This window comes from Leptospira adleri, assembly GCF_002811985.1.
In the GTDB taxonomy this organism is placed as follows: domain Bacteria; phylum Spirochaetota; class Leptospiria; order Leptospirales; family Leptospiraceae; genus Leptospira; species Leptospira adleri.
Genome location: NZ_NPDU01000011.1, coordinates 1 through 23615, shown reverse-complemented (window position 1 = coordinate 23615; position 23615 = coordinate 1). Strand labels below are relative to the sequence as shown.

Annotated in this window: 16 protein-coding genes and 1 pseudogene; 7 read left to right on the top strand and 10 right to left on the bottom strand. The window is 42.0% G+C overall.

What is annotated here, in order from left to right; genetic code table 11:
• Positions 1-142: 142 nt before the first annotated feature.
• Positions 143-1972 carry an ABC transporter ATP-binding protein gene (locus CH376_RS05840; protein WP_100787959.1) on the top strand — a complete coding sequence of 610 codons (1830 nt, stop codon included), beginning with the start codon at positions 143-145 and terminating at the stop codon, positions 1970-1972.
• 54 nt (positions 1973-2026) lie between these two features.
• Positions 2027-2425, top strand: a complete 399-nt coding sequence (locus tag CH376_RS05835) for an SET domain-containing protein (protein WP_100787958.1) — start codon at positions 2027-2029, stop codon at positions 2423-2425.
• Here the strand turns inward: CH376_RS05835 and CH376_RS05830 are convergent.
• Positions 2414-3637, bottom strand: a complete 1224-nt coding sequence (locus CH376_RS05830; RefSeq protein WP_100787957.1) for a DUF3095 domain-containing protein — start codon at positions 3635-3637, stop codon at positions 2414-2416. The two genes, CH376_RS05835 and CH376_RS05830, sit on opposite strands and share 12 nt — an antisense overlap.
• A gap of 519 nt (positions 3638-4156) precedes the next feature.
• On the bottom strand, positions 4157-6199 hold the full coding sequence (locus CH376_RS05815; RefSeq protein WP_165783620.1) for a sigma-54-dependent Fis family transcriptional regulator: 2043 nt from the start codon (positions 6197-6199) through the stop codon (positions 4157-4159).
• Positions 6200-6486: 287 nt separating this feature from the next.
• On the opposite strand from CH376_RS05815, the gene CH376_RS05810 reads away from it, so the two are divergent.
• From CH376_RS05810 to yihA, 3 genes and pseudogenes are all read left to right on the top strand, one after another.
• Positions 6487-8433 (top strand): GAF domain-containing SpoIIE family protein phosphatase, encoded by a 1947-nt coding sequence (locus CH376_RS05810; RefSeq protein WP_338066228.1) that lies wholly within the window; start codon positions 6487-6489, stop codon positions 8431-8433.
• A 20-nt stretch (positions 8434-8453) separates the two neighbouring features.
• Positions 8454-9754: pseudogene (gene tilS, locus CH376_RS05805) on the top strand (tRNA lysidine(34) synthetase TilS).
• On the top strand, positions 9751-10416 hold the full coding sequence (gene yihA, locus CH376_RS05800) for a ribosome biogenesis GTP-binding protein YihA/YsxC (RefSeq protein WP_100787952.1): 666 nt from the start codon (positions 9751-9753) through the stop codon (positions 10414-10416). The pseudogene tilS and the gene yihA overlap by 4 nt, the downstream one beginning before the upstream one ends.
• Before the next feature lie 8 nt (positions 10417-10424).
• Here yihA and CH376_RS05795 read toward each other — a convergent pair whose 3' ends face one another.
• The 3 genes from CH376_RS05795 to CH376_RS05785 all read right to left on the bottom strand — a co-directional run bounded on the left by CH376_RS05795 (position 10425) and on the right by CH376_RS05785 (position 12637).
• Positions 10425-11102, bottom strand: coding sequence for a hypothetical protein (locus CH376_RS05795; protein ID WP_100787951.1), 678 nt, complete (start codon positions 11100-11102; stop codon positions 10425-10427).
• 117 nt (positions 11103-11219) lie between these two features.
• Positions 11220-11570: a PilZ domain-containing protein gene (locus tag CH376_RS05790; protein WP_100787950.1), complete on the bottom strand. Its 351-nt coding sequence runs from the start codon at positions 11568-11570 to the stop codon at positions 11220-11222.
• A gap of 128 nt (positions 11571-11698) precedes the next feature.
• Positions 11699-12637 (bottom strand): MBL fold metallo-hydrolase, encoded by a 939-nt coding sequence (locus tag CH376_RS05785; protein ID WP_100787949.1) that lies wholly within the window; start codon positions 12635-12637, stop codon positions 11699-11701.
• A gap of 49 nt (positions 12638-12686) precedes the next feature.
• On the opposite strand from CH376_RS05785, the gene trmB reads away from it, so the two are divergent.
• Positions 12687-13340 carry a tRNA (guanine(46)-N(7))-methyltransferase TrmB gene (trmB, locus tag CH376_RS05780; protein ID WP_100787948.1) on the top strand — a complete coding sequence of 218 codons (654 nt, stop codon included), beginning with the start codon at positions 12687-12689 and terminating at the stop codon, positions 13338-13340.
• 15 nt (positions 13341-13355) lie between these two features.
• Here trmB and CH376_RS05775 read toward each other — a convergent pair whose 3' ends face one another.
• The 5 genes from CH376_RS05775 to rsgA all read right to left on the bottom strand — a co-directional run bounded on the left by CH376_RS05775 (position 13356) and on the right by rsgA (position 22028).
• A complete protein-coding gene (locus CH376_RS05775) occupies positions 13356-16949 on the bottom strand; it encodes a tetratricopeptide repeat protein (RefSeq protein WP_100787947.1) in 3594 nt (1197 codons plus the stop codon).
• The gene (locus CH376_RS05770; RefSeq protein WP_100788016.1) at positions 16946-18565 is read right to left on the bottom strand and encodes an LIC10124 family lipoprotein; all 1620 of its coding nucleotides are present in this window, start codon (positions 18563-18565) and stop codon (positions 16946-16948) included. Before CH376_RS05770 ends, CH376_RS05775 begins: the two co-directional genes overlap by 4 nt.
• A 152-nt stretch (positions 18566-18717) precedes the next feature.
• Positions 18718-19647 (bottom strand): FecR family protein, encoded by a 930-nt coding sequence (locus tag CH376_RS05765; RefSeq protein WP_100787946.1) that lies wholly within the window; start codon positions 19645-19647, stop codon positions 18718-18720.
• 120 nt (positions 19648-19767) lie between these two features.
• Entirely contained in the window at positions 19768-21075 is a 1308-nt protein-coding gene (locus CH376_RS05760) for a hypothetical protein (RefSeq protein WP_100787945.1), read from the bottom strand.
• Positions 21072-22028: a ribosome small subunit-dependent GTPase A gene (gene rsgA, locus CH376_RS05755; RefSeq protein WP_100787944.1), complete on the bottom strand. Its 957-nt coding sequence runs from the start codon at positions 22026-22028 to the stop codon at positions 21072-21074. The genes CH376_RS05760 and rsgA overlap by 4 nt, the downstream gene beginning before the upstream one ends.
• Positions 22029-22046: 18 nt before the next feature.
• Here rsgA and CH376_RS05750 point away from each other — a divergent pair.
• A partial coding sequence (locus CH376_RS05750; protein ID WP_100787943.1) for a sensor histidine kinase occupies positions 22047-23615 on the top strand: 1569 nt, incomplete at its 3' end.

The window sequence follows — 23615 nt, the reverse complement described above, 5'->3', positions numbered from 1 at the left end:
AAAAACGAGTCTTTTCCGGGGGGATTCTGTCTCTTATCCGGTGAAAAATTCTTGCCTCGGACTTTCCCGGAAAAAGAGTCAAAGTAGAGTGGAAATGAAAGATATTTGCCGAAAATAAAAGGACTGTAATTTCCAAAACGGTATGAAAAGACCTCTCGAATACAACCCGGAGCTGATCCAAAAGTCGGAACCCTTGCCTCTTGATAAAGAAAAGGGAACCTCTAAAAAATGGAAGGCCCCTAATCTTAAAAAGGAAAAACCGTCCTCGGAAAACGAAGGCGCTCCCGGGTTATTGATCTTCGGACTTTTTCGTTTTGTAAAAAAATACAAAGGAAGAATCTTTCTCATCATCGCTCTTCTTTGTTTCGAGATAGGATTTTACGCGAGCATTCCCTTTAGTTTTAAATATCTCATAGACGAAGCGCTGATCAATCGGAATCAAAACGCTCTCTATTGGATCGGAGCTTATTTGGCGATCGGAACGGTAACTTTCGCGGTTCTGGGAACGCTTCGAGATTATTTATACAACTGGGCTTCTTCCAGGATCATACAAGACCTCCGATTACAAATGTACGAACATCTGGATCAACTGAGTCTGGATTTTTTCTCGAATAATAAACTAGGCGATATTCTTTCCCGATTTTTCAACGACCTTGCGTCTTTGGAACACGCGTTACTCGCCTTTATCCCCTGGGGACTCGGTCCTTTACTGGAAGCGGTTTTCGGAACCATTCTTCTATTTCTTTTGGATTGGAAGTTGGCGCTGATCGCTTTGTTGATCTGGCCGATCAGTTTTTTAGGTCCGGGTTTTCTTTCGAGAAAATCCACGGAGATCAGCTATTCGCGAAAATTAGAAGAAGCGCAAGTATTGAGTATGGTCGAAGAATCCATTTCTGCGCAGAATCTCATACGCGCCTACGATCTAAGCGATTATTTTTTCGGCCGGTTTAAGAACAATTGTGAGAGGTTGTTTCAGGTTTCCCTGAGACTGGGCCTTACGAATTCTTATCTGGAACGTTCCGCTGGTTCCGGAATTCTTCTTTTACAAGGAGTTCTTTTGTTAGCCGGTACCGCGTTCGCTTACAACAACACTCTGAGCATCGGGACTCTCGCGGCGTTCTTACCTCCGTTCCTAAATTTAAGTTATTCTCTCCTCTATCTTTCTCAATATCTTCCCGCGCTCAATCATGCAAGCGGATCCGCAAAAAGGATATTAGAATTATTGCGGGCTCCCGTATTCGAATCGAACCCGGAAGACTCGTCCATCCCCGAGTTAAAACAGGAAATACGTTTTGAGAACGTTCACTTTCGTTACAAAGGCCGATCTAAAAATTTAAGCGATATTTCACTCACGATTCCGAAAGGAAGTTATACCGCGATCGTCGGCGGTTCCGGAGTCGGCAAAAGTACTTTTATCAAACTTCTTCTTGGAATGGTACAACCCAACGAAGGAAGAATTTTTTTCGACGGAATCGATTTGAATTCGGTTTCGAGAAGCTCCGTTCGATCTTTGGTCGGGGTCGTTTTCCAGGAAACTTTTCTTTTCAATACTACGATCTTCGAGAATATCCGAATCGGTAAACCGAGCGCGTCTTTGGAAGAAGTGATCGAAGCCGCGAAACGCGCGGAAATTCACGAGTTGATTCTTTCCCTTCCGATGGGTTATGAAACGAATACCGGAGATCGAGGGACAAAACTTTCGGGAGGCGAAAGACAAAGAATCGCGATTGCCCGCGCTTTTCTAAGAAACCCGCAGATTCTTCTTTTGGATGAAGCGACCTCTTCGTTGGATCCGGTAACCGAAGCGAGAATCATGAAAACACTTTCGTTGTTGAGAGAAGGAAGAACCGTAATTTCGGTGACTCACAGACTTTCCACGATTCGTGAAGCGGATCAAGTCTTTCAAATACGAAACGGAAAACTGGAAAGGTTCGCAGTACCGGAACCGGAGCAACAAGCGATGGTCCTCTGAGGAATCTTCGTTTCTTACTTGCAATTTTTTTCCGGACTATTTTAGACTTTCAAAATGCTTTTAGTGCCCACATACATTGCCGATTCTCCCATTGGAGGTTTTGGTCTTTTCGCTGGAAGAGACATTCAAAAAGGAGAATTGGTTTGGAAATATCATCCGAAGACTGTCTGGGTTCTAACCGATCAAGAACTCAATTCCCTTCCGCCCGCCGTTCAAGAAATGTTCCGCACTTATTCATATCAAACCGGCGGGAACTGGTTTTATTGTTCCGATAATTCCAAGTTCATGAATCACAGCGACGACCCGAATACGAAAGAAGATTTTACGAGCGATCACACAAACCCGATGGGACAAGACAGAGCGACAAGATTGATTCGAATGGGTGAAGAGCTCACTTGTAATTATAAACTCTTCGATGAAAATTGGAACGTTAAACTCGGATCAGCTTCCTAATCGGATTTGTTCTTTCAACTGAATCGCCGCGAGAGCGTAACCGCCGTCCGCGGAATCAACGAAATGCACTTCTCTTACTGATCCTTCGTGCAAAGCGCAAGTCATCAGAGCGCGATCGGAAACGTGATAACCGAAATACAACTTACCTTCTTTATAAAGCCCTTTTAGAAAATCGATAAAGGCTTCTCTCGACTTCGTATCGCAAGCGACCACCATCTTTAGAGTTCCGTCGTATTTTCGAAAATCGGACGCGATAATCTGAGATTTTCGGAGCTCCCGCAATTCCATACCGTTGACTTTAGGACCGAATTTCCATTGTGTTTTAACGGCAAGATTGACCGCAAAACCTTCCATTTTGATTTTAAGAAATCTTAAAAAATGGAAGAATCCTTTTTTGCTCCTCGTATGGACCGTAGCTTCTTTGTTAAAATATTTACCGCTCATATCGACCTTGATTCCTTCTTCGGTGAGAGGATGGATTTGAGTATCGTTTCCAAGAAGAATTCCGATCTGATCCAAGATCAATTTCAGTAAACTAGGATCCGTAGAATTTTGCATCGGATTCAATTTAATGATGAAGGAAACGGTTTCTCCGCGGTGACTCGGAATGTCCTGCCAACGACAAGTAAATCCCGTAAAATCCGGTTTGATTTTGGGTTTATGAGTCAACGGTATGATATAAGGATTGGAAGAATCGTCGTTCTTTACAAGATCCTCCGCCGAGTCCAGAGCGCTTCCTGTCAGAATCGCTTGGTTGTAAAATTCAGAAATTTTAAGTTTACAAAGTTTTAATTCTTTTCCGGATCTTTTGAGGTCGCCGACGTTTACGATTCCGGCTCTTAACTTTAAACCGAAATTATTTTTCACCAATTCTCGAATGGAGAATAAAATATCCCTCACTCCCGGAAGAACGCTATTCGGTAAAAGCAAAGTCATTCCGTCCCCACCGAATAAAAAAGGATAATCCATATCGCCCATCAAATTGGAAACCGCCATCGCAGTCACGCCGCCGGCGATATTTACGTCTTTATAATTTCCATTGCGGATCGCCTCCGTAGAATTCACAACGTCGGTGACAATCAGATTCCAATCGTCCGGAACCGTGTAGTAGTTGGAAGGTTCTATAATTTCGGTAAAAGAAGAAAGGAACGGAAGATACTTGTAGAAATTTTCAGTATTTACGCTTGTTTTTTTATCTGCGGTCTCGATCATCTCTTTCACCTAATTGATGTTTTATTTTTTAGAATCGATTTCGCTCGGTTGCAAATTCCGCAAAAAAGAATCGCAAAGGCGAACTCTTCCTTCGTCCAAACTTGCTTCTGTCGATCGTACTACCGAACAAAAGAGGATACTACTCTTAGACGTTCTCGAAAAAATTACACTTATTTTTTTGCCCAAGAAGAAGCGATCCTTCGCTTCGCAAGCAAGACATAAGCGTTTCGGTAGGATCGGATTCTTTTCCGAAAAGTGAAAAGACGACCTTGCGAGCGGAAAATAATTCTTCGCTCCTTTGCTTCCGAAGGATCGGAAAACCTATCCTCAGCAGGATTGAATTATCTTCGCGGACAAACGGAATTCAAATACGATTCTCATACTTTTGAAAAGACGGAATTCTTTCAGCGAAAATTAGAACTCGAAAAACAAACCGGTCGGAGCGGAGCGCAATTCGTTTTTCGGACATGAGAAAAAATCGTTTCAAAATCGATGCGTTCCTAGTGGACGGAACTCCGATCAATAATCGATTTTTAAATCCTTAATTTTCTTATCGAGTGTGTTCCGGTTGATTCCTAAAAATTTGGCTACCCTTGTCTTCGTATATTTGAACTTCTTCATCGCATATTTGATCAGACGCGCTTCCACTTCTCCTACGACGACTTCGATCGCCCGTCCGTCCAAAGCGTCCAAATGAGAAGAGGAGAATCGAGAATTTGCAATTTCCACCGACGCTTCCGGATCGCTCACTTCCGGATCAAAGTCTTCGTCCCCGTAGAGAAGTCTTCCGTTGATCTCCGAGAAATCTTGAATATCGAGCATTTCCAATTGAGAAAGAACAACGGCGCGCTCGATCACGTTTTCGAGTTCACGAACGTTTCCCGGCCAACTGTAATTCATCAGAAGTTTATGAGCTTCCCTGGTAACGCCGTTGATTTTCTTTCCATTCTCTTCCGCGTATTTTGCGATGAAGTGATTGATCAAAAGGGGAATATCGTCCGCTCTTTCTCTCAGAGGAGGAGTTACCATATTGACTACGTTGAGTCTGTAAAAAAGATCCGGTCTGAATTTTTTTTCTGAGATCAATTCTTCTAAGTTAGCGTTAGTCGCAGCGATAATTCGAACGTCGATCTTCTTCGGTTTAACGGAACCGACCGCCTCGATTTCTTTTTCCTGAAGAACTCTTAAAAGTTTGGACTGAAGGTTCAAATCCATTTCGCCGATTTCGTCCAGAAAAATCGTTCCGGTATCCGCCATTTCGAACTTTCCTTTTTTATCCGCGACGGCTCCCGTAAAGGATCCTTTTTTGTGACCAAAAAGTTCGCTTTCCAATAGATTCTCCGGAATAGCGGCGCAATTGATTTTGATAAAAGGTTTATCGGAGCGCGAAGAATTATAATGGATCGCGGAAGCGATCATTTCCTTACCGGTTCCGGATTCTCCCGTAATCAAAACCGAAGCGCGAGAATCGGAAACGAGATGAATCATTTCGAACAATTTCTCCATCGGTTTTGATTTTCCGATGAGAGAACCGAACTTATATTTGTTCTTCAATTCTCTTTTTAGAAGTACGTTCTCTCTGGAGATTTCTCTTTTCTCTTCGTCGATCAGTTTCTGAATCCGAATGGCTTGATAGATGACCGACGCAACTACTTGCAAAAAGTCTAAATAAGTTTTTAGGTCGATGTATTTCTTATGAACAAAGTAAACGCTGACGACTCCTAAAACGTCCGTATCGGATTTGATGGGCGCCGCGAGGAAACTTACGTTCTCGGGATTGTTCTTAAAATGCGCGGCGTTTCCGACTCGATTCAAAAAATTTTCGTCGTTCGCGATTGATTCCACGATGATCGGTTCTCCGGTTTCAAAAACTCTTCCGGTCACACCTTCCCCCGGAAGATAAACTCCCTTCTCCATTTCCTCCGCCGTCAAACCCGAAGCCGCTTCCAATTTAAGGATCGCCTTCTCCGGTTCAAAGAGAACGATGCTGCCTCTTTCTAAATTCAGGGATTTTTCCAATCGATCCATAATATCTTCGAAAATTTCCTGAAGAACCAAAGTGGAAGTAACGGTTCTCGAAATATCGATGAGCACTTGCTGGATCTTATTCTTCTGCTCGAGTTGTCTGAAAATCTGTAAGTTCTTGAAAATCTGAGCGGCCTGATTTGCGAGCGTGGAAATGATTTCAAGATGTTCTTCGTTGAACGCGCCTTTGCGGCTCGAATCCAATGAGATAACTCCGATCACCACGTCTTCCACGATCATAGGAACCGCGAGCTCGGACATAATATCGTCTTTTATAGAAATGTAATGCGGATTTGCGGTAACATCGCTTACGATCATACCTTCTCCGGAAGCCGCGACGATGCCGGTGATCCCTTCCCCCACTTTGAGTTTTACCTTGGTTCTAATGGAGGGGTTCATCCCGCGAAACGTAACGATATCCAGGAGATTTTCTTTTTCGTTGATGAGCATCAAAGATCCGGACCCAACTTCGCAGATCTGGATACAACGTTCCAAAATCAAATCCAGAAGTTTGTCCGGATCCAAAGTGGAATTCATCGCTGTTGCAACTTCTTGTATAGATCTTAAGGGACTTGGCTTCACATATCCTGACATGCTTAAAATTTTTGCGATTTGATGTATTTGGGGTCAATCGATTTTTTTTACTTCGCTTAATTTTCGAGCGTCTTTTTTGTGTTTATTTGCAAATTATTTGTATCATAACAAAGCGTATTTTTTATAATTTTGCGTCTATGGCCTGTGCATTTTGCTCAGAATTTAAAACACCGGACGGTTTATTTCGAAACGGGCGTTTTTTCTGTCGATCCTGCGGTCGAGAATGGATTTTGGAAAAAAGAAAGAACCCTCGCCTTCAGCCTCCAACGGACACAAACTTCAGTAACGAGATTCTTCTCGAGTTTTTATCCCTCTTCAATACGAGCCCCAATCTAAGCCACCTTTTGGAAAGTTTTACTTCTCTTGCATTTTACAAGTTGGGAATCCCCGGCGTGAGCGTGATGATCTACGAACCGCGTTTGGATCGAATGACTGTGATGTCAGTGAAGAATCAAAAGACTTCCCTTTCCAGAGTCGCTCAACATTTCGAAATCAAAAAGGGGGAAGACAACGGACCCCTGACGGAATGTATCGAACACTGCAAATCGATTTACTACAAATTCGCGGATCAAAAACACAAACACTTCAAACAATACGCGAGACTCAATCGGACCGTATCCGCGCTGGCGGTTCCGATTCATTTAAACGGCGAAGTTTTAGGAATCATCACCGTGGATTACAATCGAGACGATCCCGAAAAGGCCGAGAACGATCGGTATTTTCTGGAGCTTCTCGCGGCGCAGTTCGCGGTGACGTTAAAAAACAGAATTCTATTTGAAGTATCTCAAACTCAGTCTCGGAATTTTAGATCGCTTCATTCAGCGGCGCTTCGACTTTCCTCTTTAGGTTTTATATACAAAGTCGAAATCTTTCGAGTGATTCTTCTTTCCTTAACCGAATTTTCGGAAAACGATTTATATTCTCTTTTCGAATGGAATAAAGACAATCATACTCTCTTCGGTCATTTTCTTACCGGAAACATTACAAGTCCTGAAATTAGAATGGATGTCGATATGGCGAGACAATCCACGTTCAAGATAAGAATTCAGACGACGGACGAAGGCGCAGAAACCGTCGGCGATCATAAAAGAAGAATTTCTCGAAAAGAACTCGAACCGATTCCGGGAGAAATGTCGATTCCGATCAAACGATATGAATTTCTTTTAAAGGAAGTTTTCGAGCTCACCGAATCCAAACTAGCGTTTTCCTCGGATTTTCCGGAATTGGAAAAATTCGGAATGTGGGGATTAAATCTTGCTCTTCTACCTGTCGTTCACACGGACAAATCGGATATAGTGATCATTTTAGGAAAAAGAAAAGACCGTCATTTTAACTCCGAAGAATTAGAAGTTTTGAATGCGTTTTCGATCCAAGCCGGAATTTCGATTCAGAATTATCATCTCTTCGATCAAAGGGCTCAAAAGGAAAGATTGGATAAGGAGATCGAAATCGCAAAGGAACTCCAAAAATCCCTGCTTCCTCGAAAAATGCCGGAACACGACGGCTATGAATTTGCCGGAACGATGGTCCCTGCAAGAGGAGTCGGCGGGGATTATTATGATTTTATAACAGATCCGTTTAACACGGAAACGGTGATCTGCATAGGCGACGTAAGCGGAAAGGGCGTTCCCGCCGGAATCGTAATGGCGACGGTAAGAACTATCATTCATTCCTTGGTTCGCAAAAAAGTCAGTCCTTGGGACATCGTAAATACCGTAAATACGTATATCTTTCAGAACTATAACGAATCCGCATCTCCCCGCTTTATGTCGATGACCGTCATCAAATGGGAAATGAATCGAAATGAATTTCTTTTTAGCGGTGCGGGTCAAGGCGCGCTCTATCTTCTCAGAAGTTCGACGCAAAAGATCGAAGAGATTCCGACGGGAGGAATCATCTTAGGAATCGATCCGGAAATTTCCAAATTCGAAAACTTAAATCAGTTTAGAATGTTACCGGGAGATCTATTGATCATGTGCACCGACGGCGTTCTCGAGGCTTCGAATCAGGAAGGAATTCAGTTCGAATCGGATCGATTTAAAAAATCGATTCTTCAATTTCATGGAGAACCGTTACAATCGATGTTGGACGGAATCGTTTCCGAAATAAGGAAATTTACCGGAAACCAAGAACAGATGGACGATATTACTCTTGCCGCAATCCGAAGGATCCGTTAGAACTGCATTTGCGATTACCTATGAGAGATAAGATCTCTGAGACAACACGAAAGATTTTCGAATCAGCTTGGAAAAGAATTCAACCTTTTCAGGAAATGATTCTAACCCGACCAGCGATCATCGCCTACTCGGGCGGAAAAGATTCTTCGATCCTGCTTCATTTTTATTTCTGGCTTTGGATTGAAAAAAAAATTCCCGCACCCTGCGTTTATCATCTGGATCATTCGATCCGATTCAACTTGGATCAGGAAAAGAAAATTCTAGATTACGCGGAAAATACGTTCCCATTTCCGAGGGTGTTTAAAAAAAAAACGTTCCGGTTTTATCCCGCAAGTTGGGAAAGACGATCGAAGAAACCGGAAGAGCGTTCCGTTATAAGGATTTGGAAAAAATTTCGAATCGATACGACGGTTACATCGTTACAGGACATCATTCTAACGATTATTTAGAAACAATTCTCCTCAATCTAATCCGAGGCGGCGGCTGGAATTCACTTCGCACTTTAGGATGGTATGAGAAGAATCGTTTTCGTCCCCTCTTCGCTTTCACTAAAAATGAAATTCAAACAATCTTACAAACCGAGTTTTGGCCCGTTTTCGAAGATGAATCAAATCAAAGCGACGAATACCTAAGAAATCGAATTCGAAATCATATCGTTCCATTGTTGATCCAAGAAGGTGCGGATCCCGATAGAATTTATAAAAATTTTCATCGAATGGAAAAACCGATTCCGGGAATTCTATCTCCCGAACTCACTGGAAAAAAAAATCCTTCCTTTTTAAGGATCGACGTTTGGTTGTTAAACGACTTATCCCTAAGAGAACGAAAATTCTTCTTGGATCGATATCTTCGTTCTTTGGATCTTCATCCTTTGACCCGCAATTTTTTCGAAGATCTAAACGATTGTCTTCAACGCGAAAATTCTTTCAGCCTCGAGAACAAAGAGGCCTGGTTTTGGAAATCGACAAGCTCGGATCTTTATTTAATTCCAAAAAACTCATTGGCTCTGAAAGAGTTTCGATTTGAACCGAGAGAAATGATCTTGCGTTGGAACGGAAATCAAAAAAAAATTCCGCCTGGATTTGTTCCCGATTTTTGTCCTATCGGTGCAAAAATCCGTAAAAACGGGATGAGCGTGGAAATTTCAGAGATCTTTAGACAGAAAGAGATTCCGGTTCCGGTTAGAAAAATGCTACCCATTCTTTACGGGGAAGGGAAAGTTGATGTGATCTGTCTGAGCCTATGGGATCCGAGAATTAGCGATATCGTAGCGGACAGAGAAAAGGAAATATTACCTGACTTCCAGGAGCCCGGAAGATGAACGAGGATCCTCAAAAAAAGGACGAGCCGTTTTTCAAAGACGTTGAATTCAACTCGTCTTACGGCGAAGCAAGCAAGATCCCTTCGAAGGGGATCCCGCAGATCGCGTTTGCCGGTCGTTCAAACGCCGGTAAGTCCTCTCTTCTCAACGCAATTCTTGAAAGAAAATCATTAGCGAAAGTTTCAGCGACTCCCGGTAAAACAAAACTTCTCAACTTTTTCTTTGTAAATCGATCCATCTACTTGGTGGATCTACCGGGTTTCGGTTATTCGGCAAATTCTCACAAAGATCACGAAGCGATGATGGATCTTCTTATGGACTATCTGAATCATGCGAAAGATTTGAAATCCTTGTTTTTAGTTTGTGACGCTCAAAGAGATCTTCCGGAAGAAGAATTAGAATTGATCGGAACCTGTTTTGAAAGAAATATAAAACCTGTATTGATTCGGACAAAAATCGATAAACTCAATCAGAGTGATCTTTCTAAGTTAAGAAAAAAAATGAAAAACATCCACGAATTGTATCCGATGCTGGAAACGGTTCTTGTTTCCAATAAGTCCGGAAAGGGACTTCTCGAGTTAAGAAAGATAGTGGATTCTCTGATTGGAATGGTCGGAAATCCGGTGGAGTCCTTTACGGAAAGAATCGAGGAAATTTCCTAAAAAAAAAATTAAGCCTTCGTATCCAAAAGTTTACCGACTTTGTCCGAATTGCCCGCGTTCAAAAGTCTCAAACTCATTCGAGTTTGTTTCTCCATCAACTCGCCGAACGTATCCAGAGTTTTTTCCAAAATAGATTTCAGTTTTTCCTGATTCAGAGAGATTTCCAATTTTCTCTTTCTCTCTTCCAGTTCCGCTTTCCGAGGCGAGCGGATTCTATTTTCGGGTTCGGAATCTTTTTCAGACTCGAAAGCCTTGAGTTCCGATTCCACTCTTCGGATCTCGGAAAGAATTTGTTTTTCCTTATCTTCTAATTCCGACTTGGAAGTTTCGTCTTTTTTTTCCTTTTCAGCGGCTTCTTTTTCTTTCGGTGACTGTGTTTCGGATAGTTTTTCAGGGTTCGATTTTTCTTCGGATTTTTTTACGGTGACTGCTTCGGTTTCCCCGGAAACCGCAACCAATTTGCCGTTTCGAAACTCGTAGTGAATTTTCATGTTCAAGGAACGAATGTCGGCGCGATCTCTCATCGCCTCGGAGCGAAATTCGGCGACGTGGCCCAATTCGTGCGAGATTACATGAAGAACCGACGTAGACGCAGGAGAACTTTCCAATTGTCCATGTCCGATATAATGCAAAGATTCATCTCTGGGAATTCCCAGTTGCATTCTGTGTTCGCCGCCGATTCTCATTCTAATACTAGTGTCGGCCTGGACAAACCTCAGTTAAGGGCTTGCTTATAAAATATTTCTAAATTTTAAAACCGATCTGATTCTTCGAGAAAAAGGTTAGGAAATCTAAAACGACTCTCAATCAAAGGAAGCAATCTTATTCAAAATCTCAACGATGGCAGCATCCGAAAGATCGTGAAATACAAGTCCGTACTTATACGTTTCTTGAACTAAATCCCTTCGAATGATATCCGCTTCGATTTCTACGGAAAGCATAGGCGACATAAATCGAACCCGCTGACCAAGAAGCATTTCTTCCCTTGAGCTGATTGACGCCCCTATCATGCTGATATCTTCTAAATTTCCAAGAATCTCGTTCTTACCAAGAATCATCTTCACTAGGTTATTCTTACGAAAACGTTTATAAAAACGTTTATCGGACAGAGGATCGCTAGCAGTTTTTTTTTGTTGTCCCATCTCAGTTTGCATAGCGCATCCAGGATAACTCAAATCGATTGAATGAAAAGAAAATTTTTTGAAAGCCTTCAGAATAAGATCGTAAAACCCTTTTTAAAAAGCTCTTACATCGAAAGATGTAATGAATAAAGTAATTTCCACTAAAGAAAAAAAGAATCGTTTTCACGTCCCAGAAAAACGTTCATCTTTGGAGAAGCTCCGGATTCTTTCTGAAAAATTTTCAGAATTTCGTCATCCTTGTGGTCCGGCTCGTGATGAGTCAGAACCAATCGATCTACTTCTAAAATTTCGCCGCATCGAACGGCGACCCTTCCCGACGTATGTCCCCAGCCGACTTTTTTCTCCGCTTCCTCCGTACTGTATTGAGCGTCGATGATGAGCATGTCCGTTTTTCCGAAAGAATTTCTTAGATCCTGAAATTCGTCCAAATCAGGTTCTTGAACTTCCACGTCTGTACAAAACAAAAAGCTTTTTCCCTGTTCTTCAAAACGAAAGCCCGTACAATTTCCTGGATGTCTGAGAAGGAAAGGGGTAATCTTTACGGAACCGATTTCCTTACCTTGATTCTTTTCTAAAAGATGAAAGATTTTTTTCGACATCATCCCGGATAAGGGAAGCGGAAAATTTTCCTCGTTTTGCTGTCTTTCAAACCTTTCTTCGAGATTGGGTATGGTAGAATAAAAGTGAATTTCCACATTTGGAAAGTATGCGGGTTTAAAAAACGGCCAGCCCTGAATGTGATCCCAGTGAGTGTGAGTGATAAGAATGTGGATTTTATCGCCGGGTTTAAGACCTTCCGCGAGAAGATCGTTTCCTAACTGACGGATTCCGGAACCGCAGTCGATCACGTAACGATCTCCGGATTGGGCTTGAATATAAACACAGGTTGTGTTTCCGCCGACGGTTCTGGAAAGAGAAGGATCTAAAGAATCCAAGAATTCTTCTTCCGAAAAACTTCCGTTCTTCAACTTGATTTCAGTGTGAGCCGCTTTCAGAATTTTGAGGATTTTTTCCCGGTATTCGGATTCGCTCAATGGAGTGGGAAGGGAACCCCTTACGCCGTATAGTTTTACTTTCACTGTATTAGATTAGACAAACGAAATGTGTAGAATTCTCTGACGGTAACCCATGATCCAAGATCTCGAACAAAAACTTTGGTCGATCGCAGGCGGGATTCCATTCGCTTCTGAATATTTTTTACAAGCTAGCCCTGTAAGGAAACTGAAAAAAGAAAATTTATTCTCAAAAGAATTCGAGACATATTTTTTAGAGCTCGGTTCCGGCTGGGGAGAAGTCGCGATCTCTATGGCCTTGAAAAGACCTAACACGGGCTTTGTTCTTATGGAGAAAAAATTCGATCGAATTCGACATACGATGCGCGCAATCGAAAGAAACAAACTCGAAAACGTAAAAATTCTCTGCGTAAACTTCAATTGGTTTTTAGAAGACGTATTCGAAGAAAATGTTTTTTCGGAAATTCTACTAAACTTCCCCGATCCTTGGCCGAAAAGAAGACATCATAAAAAACGAACAATGAATTCGAAGTTTCTTCATTCTCTGGAAACTCTCCTACCGATCGGGGGAAAATTTTCCTTCGCGACCGATTACGGCCCCTACGCAAGAAAAGCGATTCGGCTTTTCCGTGATTCCAGTTCGTTCCGACCGGAACAATTCGAATTAAGATTGGAAAGATCAGAGATTCCCGTTTCTCACTTTGAAAGAAAGAAACGGGAAGAAGGGAAAAGAATCTACTACATAGATCAGATTCTGATTAGGAAATAAATAGTGTACCTCTTATCAGCGATACACTAAAGAATAAATCTTTCCCTCTTCGTCTTTCAGAGGATAAGTCCAGAGCGGCTTTCCGTCCAAACCGTAACGGATCGCTTTTCCAGATCTAAAAAGAACGATGCTGTCATCCTTTTTGCCAGGAAGAATTCCTTCGATATCCGATGCCTCAACGTTAAACGAAACCGATTTCAAAGAACCGGATTCGACTCGATATACGGTTTTTCCGGAATGAAACCAGAGATAAGGCGAGCGAACAACGAAAAGCGAAGCGGATTCCGCGGGAAGGTCGACCGACGCGATATTTTTATCGTCGATCGAAACGATTTTTTTTCCGGAAAGAAAGAAAATTCCAGTTTCATAGGAACCGAGATATCGAAGATCACCGGTTCCCTTCTGTTGAATTTTTCTGGCGTTTAGATCTTTCAAAGAAGAATCAAAAACCTGAGCTTCGATGCCATTCTTATTGTTAACGACGAACAACGAGCCTGATTTTATTCCGGACCAAAACGCGCCTTCAAACGCGACGGAACCGGTTTGTTCCAACTGATCCGAAAAACTATAAATCTTAGAATTCTTTCCGGAAACGATTTCAACTAGAATATTTTCTCCCGAAATGACCGCCTTTCTCACTTCTCCGGAAGGCAGTTTAGATTCTCGTAATACGATTCCGGTTTTGAGATCCAATACTTCGATTTTCTTTTCGGAGATGCCGACCAATCTTTTGTCCGCGAAGATAAACTTCAGTGGAGTGGAAGTTTGAATTCTCCAGTTACGAATTCCCCGATCTTTGTCCAAGGATTCTACGCTTGTTCCGTAATTCAAAATGACGGAGTTGTTGATTAGAATCGGAACTCCGATCAATTTCCCGCGGCTTTGATACGATTGAAGAATGACAGGATTATCGTCGTCCGCGATAACCAATCTTTCCGCCTGACTTGCGTAAGGTGAAGTCGGAAATTTTTCGGCGATTTCTCTTCCCAATTCCAAAACTTCTTTTTTAATCGCGGGACTCGCCAATTTCGTCTTTTGTTCCGAAAGAATTCGAATCAGAGCGAAGATATTTCGAGCGCTCCTTTCCAATTCCAAGGCCCTGCGAATTTCTTTTTCAGCCAGTTCAAAATCTCCGCGCTTATAATAGATATAAGAAAGCTCGTAATGCGCGTCCGGAAAATCAGGATTCTTCTGGATGATATCTTTGAAAATCGTAACCGCTTCGTTGTAGAGATTATCATTGAAAAGAATGATTCCGATGTTGTAAGGAGCGAGCTCGTTATCGGAATCCTGCTGCATAGCAGCTTCGAATTCTTCTTTCGCGAGCTTTTTATTTCCGGAATGATAGGTTGAAATTCCCTTTCCGATTCTCGCCGCTACGAAATCAGTATTGAGAAGAATCGAACGATCAAAAGAGTCGATCGAGGCTTCGTATTTTTTTTTCTGAAGATGGATAATTCCCATCTGATAGTGACTATAATAAGAATCCGGTTTTTTTGCGAGAATCTCTTTGAATCCTTCTTCGGCTTTATCAACTTCGCCCTTTCTCAATAAGAACGCGTAGATCGCCTCGCGGCTCTGCAGATTTCTCGTGCCTTGCGGAGGATTTTCCAACATAGAAATTCCTTTTTCCTCGTTTCCGAGAGCAAGATAACATTCGGCAATCTTAACATAAAGCGTCAACTTTCCCGTTTTCTGAAATGCTTCCTGATAGAGCGGAATCGCTTTTTCATAGTGGGCCGTGTCGAACAGCTTATTCGCCTTTTGGATGGTCGGAATTACGGTGGCAAATTTTTGGTTTTCTTGAATCGTCTTCCTAGTTTCTGAAATCTCCGGAATATCCTTGGATAACTTCTCCGCTTTTCCGATCCAATTCAGCGCCGATTCGTGATTGCTCTTTTCATTTTCTTCGAGAGCGATTTTATAATACAACATCGCCAAACGAAAATTCACCGCTTCGTTGTTTGGAAATTTTTTCTGAAGATTCTTATAAACCGTCTCGGCTTTATCGTATTCTTTTTTATCCTCATAGGTTCTTCCTAAGACGATCGCCGCGGAAGGGTCGTTGCCCGTAAGATTTTCAAGTTCCTTCGTATATTGATTCACCATGTTGTGATTTTTTTGAGAAGAATGAAGTCTGATCAAACCTTGCAACGCGGGGATATTTTGTTTATCGATGGAAAGAGCCTTTTTGAAATTTTCTTCGGATGCTTTGGGTTCTCCCGAAATAAAATGCAATCGACCAAACGCGTTGTAGACGGAAGGTTCTTCGGAGGAAGCCTTCTTAGCTTTCTCATAAAAAACTTTCGCTCCTTTCGTATCACCTTTTCTGAGATGTCGATCCCCTTCATAGATTTGTTCCGAGACGTCGATAAAAGCGATGATCTGTTTTTTCTCGGTTTCCGATTTTAACGAGTCCGCTTCTTTTCTCGCGGCCTTATATCTATTTTCGGCGATCAGCAAAAATACCAAGTTTGTAACCGGTTCGGCGAAGGTAGGATCCAATTCTTGCGCTCGTGTAAAATACACGAGAGCTTTCGCTGGTTCTCCTAAGCCTTTCATATTCAAACCCATTTGGTTTTGAAAGATTGCATTGTTCGGAAACAAAGATGTGGCCTTTTCCAAAACGGCGACGGACTTGCGGAAATTTCCGGTCTTGTAGTGAACCGCTGCGATTCCTGAAATCGCCTCCGGATAATCGGACTTTAAGGAAAGAGAGGATTCAAACGCCTTGAGAGCAGCCTCGTATTCACCGAGTAGAATTTTTGAATTTCCTAAGAAGATATACGGAGCGGGATTTTTGGGATCGTTCTGGACCGCGGTTTGAAAGTGACTTGCCGCTTCCTTATAATTCTTGCGACGCATCGCTTGATTACCGCTTTCCAATGCGGAGGCAACACGCGTTACGGAAGCGGATTTTTTTGCGGAAAGTAATTCCGGGTCGTTCTTTCTCGCTTCTTCAAAATAGGCTTCCGCCTCTTCGTATTTTTTTAATTGAACCGCCGCGTCGCCGAGCTGCATATTCAACTGTGCGGGAAATGCAAATTCTTTCGAAGGAATTTTTTTCAGCGTAGAATACGCTTCTTCGAATTTGTTTTGATTTTTTAAAAGGACAGCCTTTTTAAAAGAATAGTTGTATTTATCTTTAACCGGAAGCGTTTCCAATTTTCCGTAAACTTCGATCGCGTTTTCGTTTTTTCCTTCCGCCGTATAGATGATGCCTAACGTAAGAAGAATTTGTTCATTCTCCGGATCGACGTCCGTTCCTTTTTTCAAAGATAGAAGGGCTTCTTGGTTCTTTCCGAGTTTATATTCCGAGATACCGGCCAAGTAATAACCCGGCGCGGTCGGATAGGTGTTGATCGCAAGATTCGCTTTTTCTAAGGACTTTTCGAAATTACCTTTTTGGAAAAAAGAATTTCCGTCGTTCAGAATTTTTGAAACCCTTTTCAACTTGTCACGGGTTGCGGCGTCTTTTTCCAAAACACCGTCTTGAGTCTGCGATTTTCTAAAATCCTTACTCGAACAATTTACGAAAAATTGCCCGCCGATCAATGCGAGAATTAGGAACGATATAATATTACTTTTCATGAAATTCAAACCTTTCATTTATATCCTTTGTATTCTATCTGAAGATTTTTTAACGGAGATCGTTTGGAAAATTTTTCGCCTCTCGTGAGAATCGAAATTCTCCAAACACCTGAAGATTCTATCGTGTCTTCCAAAATTTTCGAATAACCGAGATAAAGACGGATTTTCCCTTCTTTCGTATCGGTTACGATTCTAAACGGACGGCCCTCTTCTTTTTCTTCTTTGATAAACTTATAGGTTCCGATATTCGAACCCGTAGATGGAAAAGAATAAAGACTCAGCCTTTCTTTCTCATATTCCAGGCTGAACGTTTTTTTTGCGGTATGGAAAGAAATCGCCGTAATCCCCGAGTCCGCTTCCGCTGCGATAGGAATAATTCCTCGAATCTCAAGACTTTCCGGAACGAAGGGCGTTGAAAAAACACCGAACCAACCCGGCGGCAAACTAGATACATTCTGAAAATCTAATGTATTTCCTGAAATGGCTTGGAATCCCTTTTCACCCGATAATTTCCAAAACTCAGGCTCGGAAATCAAATTTCCGGTTTTATAAGGAAGCGCAATTTCAGTGATCTTATCAGCGTCCACGATCAACTGTCCTTCGTAATAAACGAGCGGTCCATTTTCTGTATCCCGCACAAGCTCCAATTGTAGGGCGCCGGGACTTAGATTGCTCCGATAAAAAGGAGTCTCCCCCGTTCTAAAACCGTCGAGCGCCACTTGAAGGGCGTCCGGAAAACTCAAAATACGAAGACCGCCTAACGTTCTATCTTCTTTCCATTCTTGATAGATTGTGACGGTTTGTCCGGACCGAACTTGAATCGACTTGTTGATATCTTTTTGACCGGGCCGAGTGATTTGAATCTGCTGCAAACCTTCCGGCAACGGAAAATTCCGGAAAGAAGCGACGCCGATTTTCTCCCCTTGGAATAAAACTTCCGTATCCGCGGAGGATGCGCTAAAAGACAAATAACCTTGAATCGATTTTTTTAGGATAGAATCGAGTTCGCTCGAATTCAGAGACTTTTCCCAGATCGGAACCAGAGAAGATTTCGGATCCAAGGCAAGAACACCCGATCCGTGTTTTAAGTAAAATACCTGATTGATCGGAGTTTCCGTTTGTGCGGAAGGAGGTTGAAATGAACCGCTAACGTTTCCGTAAACGATTTCCTTCACTGGATCCGTAATTTTTTGAGTAACGATCCATTTTCCTCCCGACTCTCGAATATCCGTACGAACGACGGCGTCCACCTTCTGCTTTTTAAACTCTTCGATCAGTTGAGTCGGATTTTCCCAGACTGCGTCGGAGATTCGAACTTGTTTTCCTTTTACTTTGGCCCAGATCAATCGGACCTCATCCGATAAGAATGCGGACAACTTCGGGTCCAAATCTTTCGGAACTTTGATAGGAGCAAACGCAAAAAGCGGCGTTGAGTTTCCTGCTTTTCGAATTTTATAATCGGTATCGGAACTGTTTCCCAGAACGACTTCTTCGTCTTTGAGCGCCTTATAATTCGGTTCTTGTAAAACCGAATTGAAATTTTCAATTTTTTGAACCGAAGAACAATCGATAAGGATTAGCAAAAAGGAATAAGAGACTAAAAGAACTCTGAAAGGTTTAAAAATAAATTTCATAATAATTAAATTATTTTCCACCAAGTTGAATGAGAAATCCAGTATAAAAAATTTCACGGAATGGATCATCCGTAATTTTAGAGGAATGAATAAAAATAAAAAAACCGGGGAAAAATCCCCGGTTTTGCGCCTAATTCAGGGTAGTTGAAAACCTAAAAGGTTTCTTTTGGATTTAATTTCAACTTTTCCTTTTGTACATCTTGCTGAACGTATTTCGTTTCGTTCACAGCCTTTGCGGTTTTTGTCACCTCGTCCGCATTGTTCCGAGTAGCTTCCCGTTTCTGGAACTCGGCTTTCACCTCGTCCACAGAACCCGATTGACTTAAAATTTTAAGTTCTTCGCTGGAAGATTTCAGCTCTTCCACAAGTTTTCCGTATTCAAAAGTTTCATTCTTATGAAGTACGATCAGTTCCTTCATTTCGGTTAAGGAATCTTTTTGCAAAGAACGAATCAGCTTATCGGTAAGTTTTTGATTCTTCTCGATTCTAAGCTCACGATTTTTGCTGAGAATCACTTCGGAAGAATCTCCTTTTTTGGAAACTGCGATGCTTCCTTCGATGACCGCAAATCTCACCGTACAACTTTCTTTTGCACAATTCACTTTGGACCCCTCGGGACTTTCCACCGAAGTCAGGAAAGAAGTTCCGCGCACACCGGCAAGAGCGGTCGGGGTGGAAACGGTAAACTCGGTATTCTTCTGACCTTTTTTTACCATCGTTACAATCTTACCGTAGTTCACTTGAACATTGGTGTCGGATCCGTTCGGATTCATAAGGTTGGAAATTGCGATGTCCGAATTTTTGGACATTTTGATGATGCCGCTGTCAGCGACCATGATTTCCGCACCGCCGTTAGAACCGGTAACCACACGATCCGTAGCTCCGAGAGAGACTCCCAGCTCGGCTTTTTTCTCTCCCGTTTCGGAAAGAATTTTTACATCTCCAAGAACCCATACGATTCTCGCTACTGCCGTATCGGATTCCGTCTTAACCTGGTCGCTACCGGAAGATTTATTTGTGCTACACGCCATCAGCAAAGCTAAAAGACCGTAGCTAATTGTTATTAATAGAGAACGTTTCATATTACCCCCGAACATTAAAAGGATGCATCTTTACTAACAGACTTACAAGAAAAAAATTGCAAGAATTAGAATTTAGTTATACCACGGATAGAACTAAATTCCATAAAAATCGGAAACAAACTACTTTTTCTTCGGTTTTTCAGGCTCTATCGATATATCGTCCAATTCTTCTTCGAGTTTGCATTTCGGATAATTGTCTATCGGAAGACTTGTTCCCACCCAACCGAAGGCTTCTTGCGCCGTTATGACGTGAATATCCCAACCCATCACAATGTTCGGGCAACCCCAGACTTTGTTTTTACATAGCACCTGGCTCGATTTCGGTTTCGGATAAGCCCAAGCGGAAGGCGGATATACGCATTTCATTTCGACTTCGGCGATCTTTCGCAGCCTTTTTACATTCGTTTCAAATTCCTTAAAAATGGAAACCAACGGATTTGCGAGAAGTTCGTCGAAGTATTTTCGGGAAGTGTTGTAAGCGATGTAATAAACCAATTCTTCCATCACATAATCTTTGTCAGTCGCATTGTGGCTAACGTTTGCAATGTATCGAGCGAGCTTCAAAGTATCCGTAAGTAATGCCTGAAAAAAGTCATAAGCCTTTTCAGGAATTGCGTCTTCCCGTTTTGCGGATTGATCGCTATCGCTCTCGCCGTCGTTGGATAGAATGTCGTCGAAAAATGTTTCGTCCGGAGTTTCCGGTGTCAGCTTTTCGACCGAGATCGGTTTGTCCGGATTATCCGTCATTCCCAACGGCATGTGGCTTGCGATGGCGGGATAAGTGAATTCTTGAAGATCTAATTTTTGTAATATATCTGCGCAGGCTTTTGCGATACGGATTTTTTCACCGTCTTCCGATGGAAGTTTTGTAAACTTATCCACGTTGATCCTCGGAATATCCATAAGAATTCCCGCAGTAAACGCATATCTTCTCAATAGACGAAACTTCATCGTATCGGGAATCATCACGATCCCCAAGGATAAAAGTCCCAGCTCGCTGATGTACTTGAAAAAATTCGCGTTTTGTATATAAGCTTTTAAAAGAGTAAGAACCGTTTTTTTAGAATTTAATGAATTTCTAATAATCCCTTTGTAATTGTAAATGGAATTCTCATACATGAATTTCAGGAATTTCATGTCCGAAGCCTTCAGCTGATCCACAACCTTCATGGCGAGGATGTTCTGAATCTGTTCTAAAAGTTCTTTGTTCAGTTTAACGTCAAATTTGGGATTGTATTGCCCTTTGATATCTTTCAAACGAGCGAGTGCGGATTCCTTAACTTGAACTTCCTCTTTTACGAGTACGTTTCCCGAATTGTCCTCGATCGGGGAAAGAAAACGAATCATAGATCCGGTTTCAAATTCTTTCGTAAAATCGATAAGATCATCGATGGAATCAAACTCAATGCAGGAATGGGTCACTTTCATTTTGAAATTCTATCTCTCCGGGTGACTCTGTGTGGATTTTCAAGACTTGCAAGCATAGATTCGAGACTCTTTTTTCTTTCAGACGTAATACGATCGCTTTCTAACGCTTGGATCATCGCGCAATTGGATGAAAGTATGCAACAATTTGATTCTTCACAATTCTTTTTTTGACTAAAGAGTTCGGGAAAACTCTCCATTATTTCTTCCTTTTTTAAATGGAGAATTCCCCATTCTTTAATTCCGGGAGAATCGATCAGAGTGGTTCCGTCGTTTAAAACGATCAAAAGGGAATTGGTAGTCGTATGTTTTCCCTTATCCTTAGAGATGCTGATCCCGGAAGTTTTTTGGATTTGTTTTTGAGTCAATAAATTGAGTAACGTGGACTTACCGACTCCCGAATTTCCGACTAAAAACGTCGCTTTTCCCTTCAGATATTCCTGCAATTCCGGAATTCCTTCGCTCGTGGTGCAGGAAACTCCAAGGACTTGATAACCTAAATCTCGATAGACTTTAAGACGAAGTTCGGCTTCTTCTTTCGTAACTAAATCCAATTTTGTAAATAATATCAGCGGTTTTGTTCCCGACGTATAAACCGCGGCGAGACAACGATCGATAAACCCGTCCTTCGTTTCAGGAGATTTAAGGGAAACCAAAACCGCGGTCTGATCAGCGTTCGCACAAAGAACCTGAGTATCACCTTCGCGGCTTTTCCGTGTTAGGAAAGATTTTCTTTCCATTCTTTCCGAAATCACCCAGTCTTGACCTGACGACGGTTCGGCGAGAATCCGATCTCCCACCACGAAAGGATGTCTTTCCTCCGCGGAAATTGTACGCAACTTACCTCTCAGAAATGCCCTTACGGTTCCTCGTTCCGGCGAATAAATTTCGTAGTAAGCTCCGTAAACGCGGGAAATAGTAAAAAATTCTTTGACTGATTTATCCTGATCTAACATGATTCTTACGCGTTTTCTATGCCTACTCGACGACTCAACGCCTTAGGGCCAATCGTTTATCTAATTCTTTTGATAGCCGGTTTTCAGCTTATCTCCGTCCTAATTTTGCAGTCATTCCATTTCTTTTCTTTCGAAATTCTTAGAATATTCTTAACTCTTATCCCGGGAGCAATTCTAGGATTTTTACTTTATATCGTTTCCGTTCGAATTCTAAGAAGAATTTCGGGAAAATTTTTAGGAAGAATTTTTCCTTTTCTTCAATCCTCGAACGTGGAGATCGTAAAGTATCTTTCCGTATTGGATCAATTTAAAAACGATCTTATCGCGACCAATCTGACCGAACTGGTATGTGAGAAAATTCTAAAGTTCATCGAGACCGTAATTCCGACCAAAAAGGTAACGATCTTTTTGTGGAAGGAGGAGATGGGAAAATTTGCGCCGTTTCCGGACTCGGGCGAAATTCAATTTTTTATTTTCGATCCGTTTTTGCTCTGGGTCACCGAAAACGATAAGATTTACAATTTTAAAGAATTCGAAACTGATCCGAAACTGAGTAAAATCCGAAATTCGGCGGTTATCTTTTTTTCCACGACCAACGCCGAACTCGTCGTCCCGTTGATCTTAAACAAAAGTTTATTGGGCATGATCGTTTTAGGGGAAAGAAAGAATCAAAAAAAATACACTTCCCAAGAGATCGAAAAACTAAACGAAATCCGTTCCGTCTCCGTGATGTCTTTGTCGAACGCGATCTTCTACGAACGGTTGATCGAGTTGACGGAAACTCTGGAAGAAAAGGTTCGGATCCGAACTCGAGAACTGGAGAACGCGCAATCTCAGTTGATTATGTCCGAGAAAATGGCTTCGCTCGGTATTATGGTCGCCGGGATCGCGCACGAAATCAACACGCCGGCCGGTGTGATCAACGGCGCCGCGGACAACCTCGATCAGAATATGAATTATCTGGTGAGGAATATTTTCGACATCGTTCTCTTAGCCGAAAATAAGGTTCTACGAAAGAATTTCGAATTAGCGCTACTTCATCTTCTCAGAGATAAAAAAAGATCCGAACTGGATTCGAGGGAAAAATTTCGTTTGAAAAATCAACTCCGCGAAGAGATGAAAAGAATGAACTTCAGTGATTCGATTTCCTCGGAACTTTCGAATTTTATCATCGAAAATCAAGTCGGCGAAGAAAGAAAATATATCTATAAAGTGATTATGGGTGAAGACGACCGCGGCTACTTGATGCTCAAGAACGCGACTCATATCAATAGAAACATCAAAAACATACGTTATGCGATACGGAACGTGGTTAGGATCGTAAAGGCGCTGAAGTCGTATTCTCACTTGGATCAATCCAAAACGTTGTCTCCGGCAAATATCACCGAAGGTCTGGAAACAACGTTAGTCATTCTTCATAATCAGTTGAAATACGGAATCGAGGTCGTCCGGAATTTTTCCGAAATTCCGGCGGTTGTCTGTAATCAAGACGAGCTGAATCAAGTTTGGACCAACTTGATTCAGAACGCGATTCAAGCGCTTAAAGGCGATGGAAAAATCGAAATCTCGGTGTTTCCATCGGGCGAT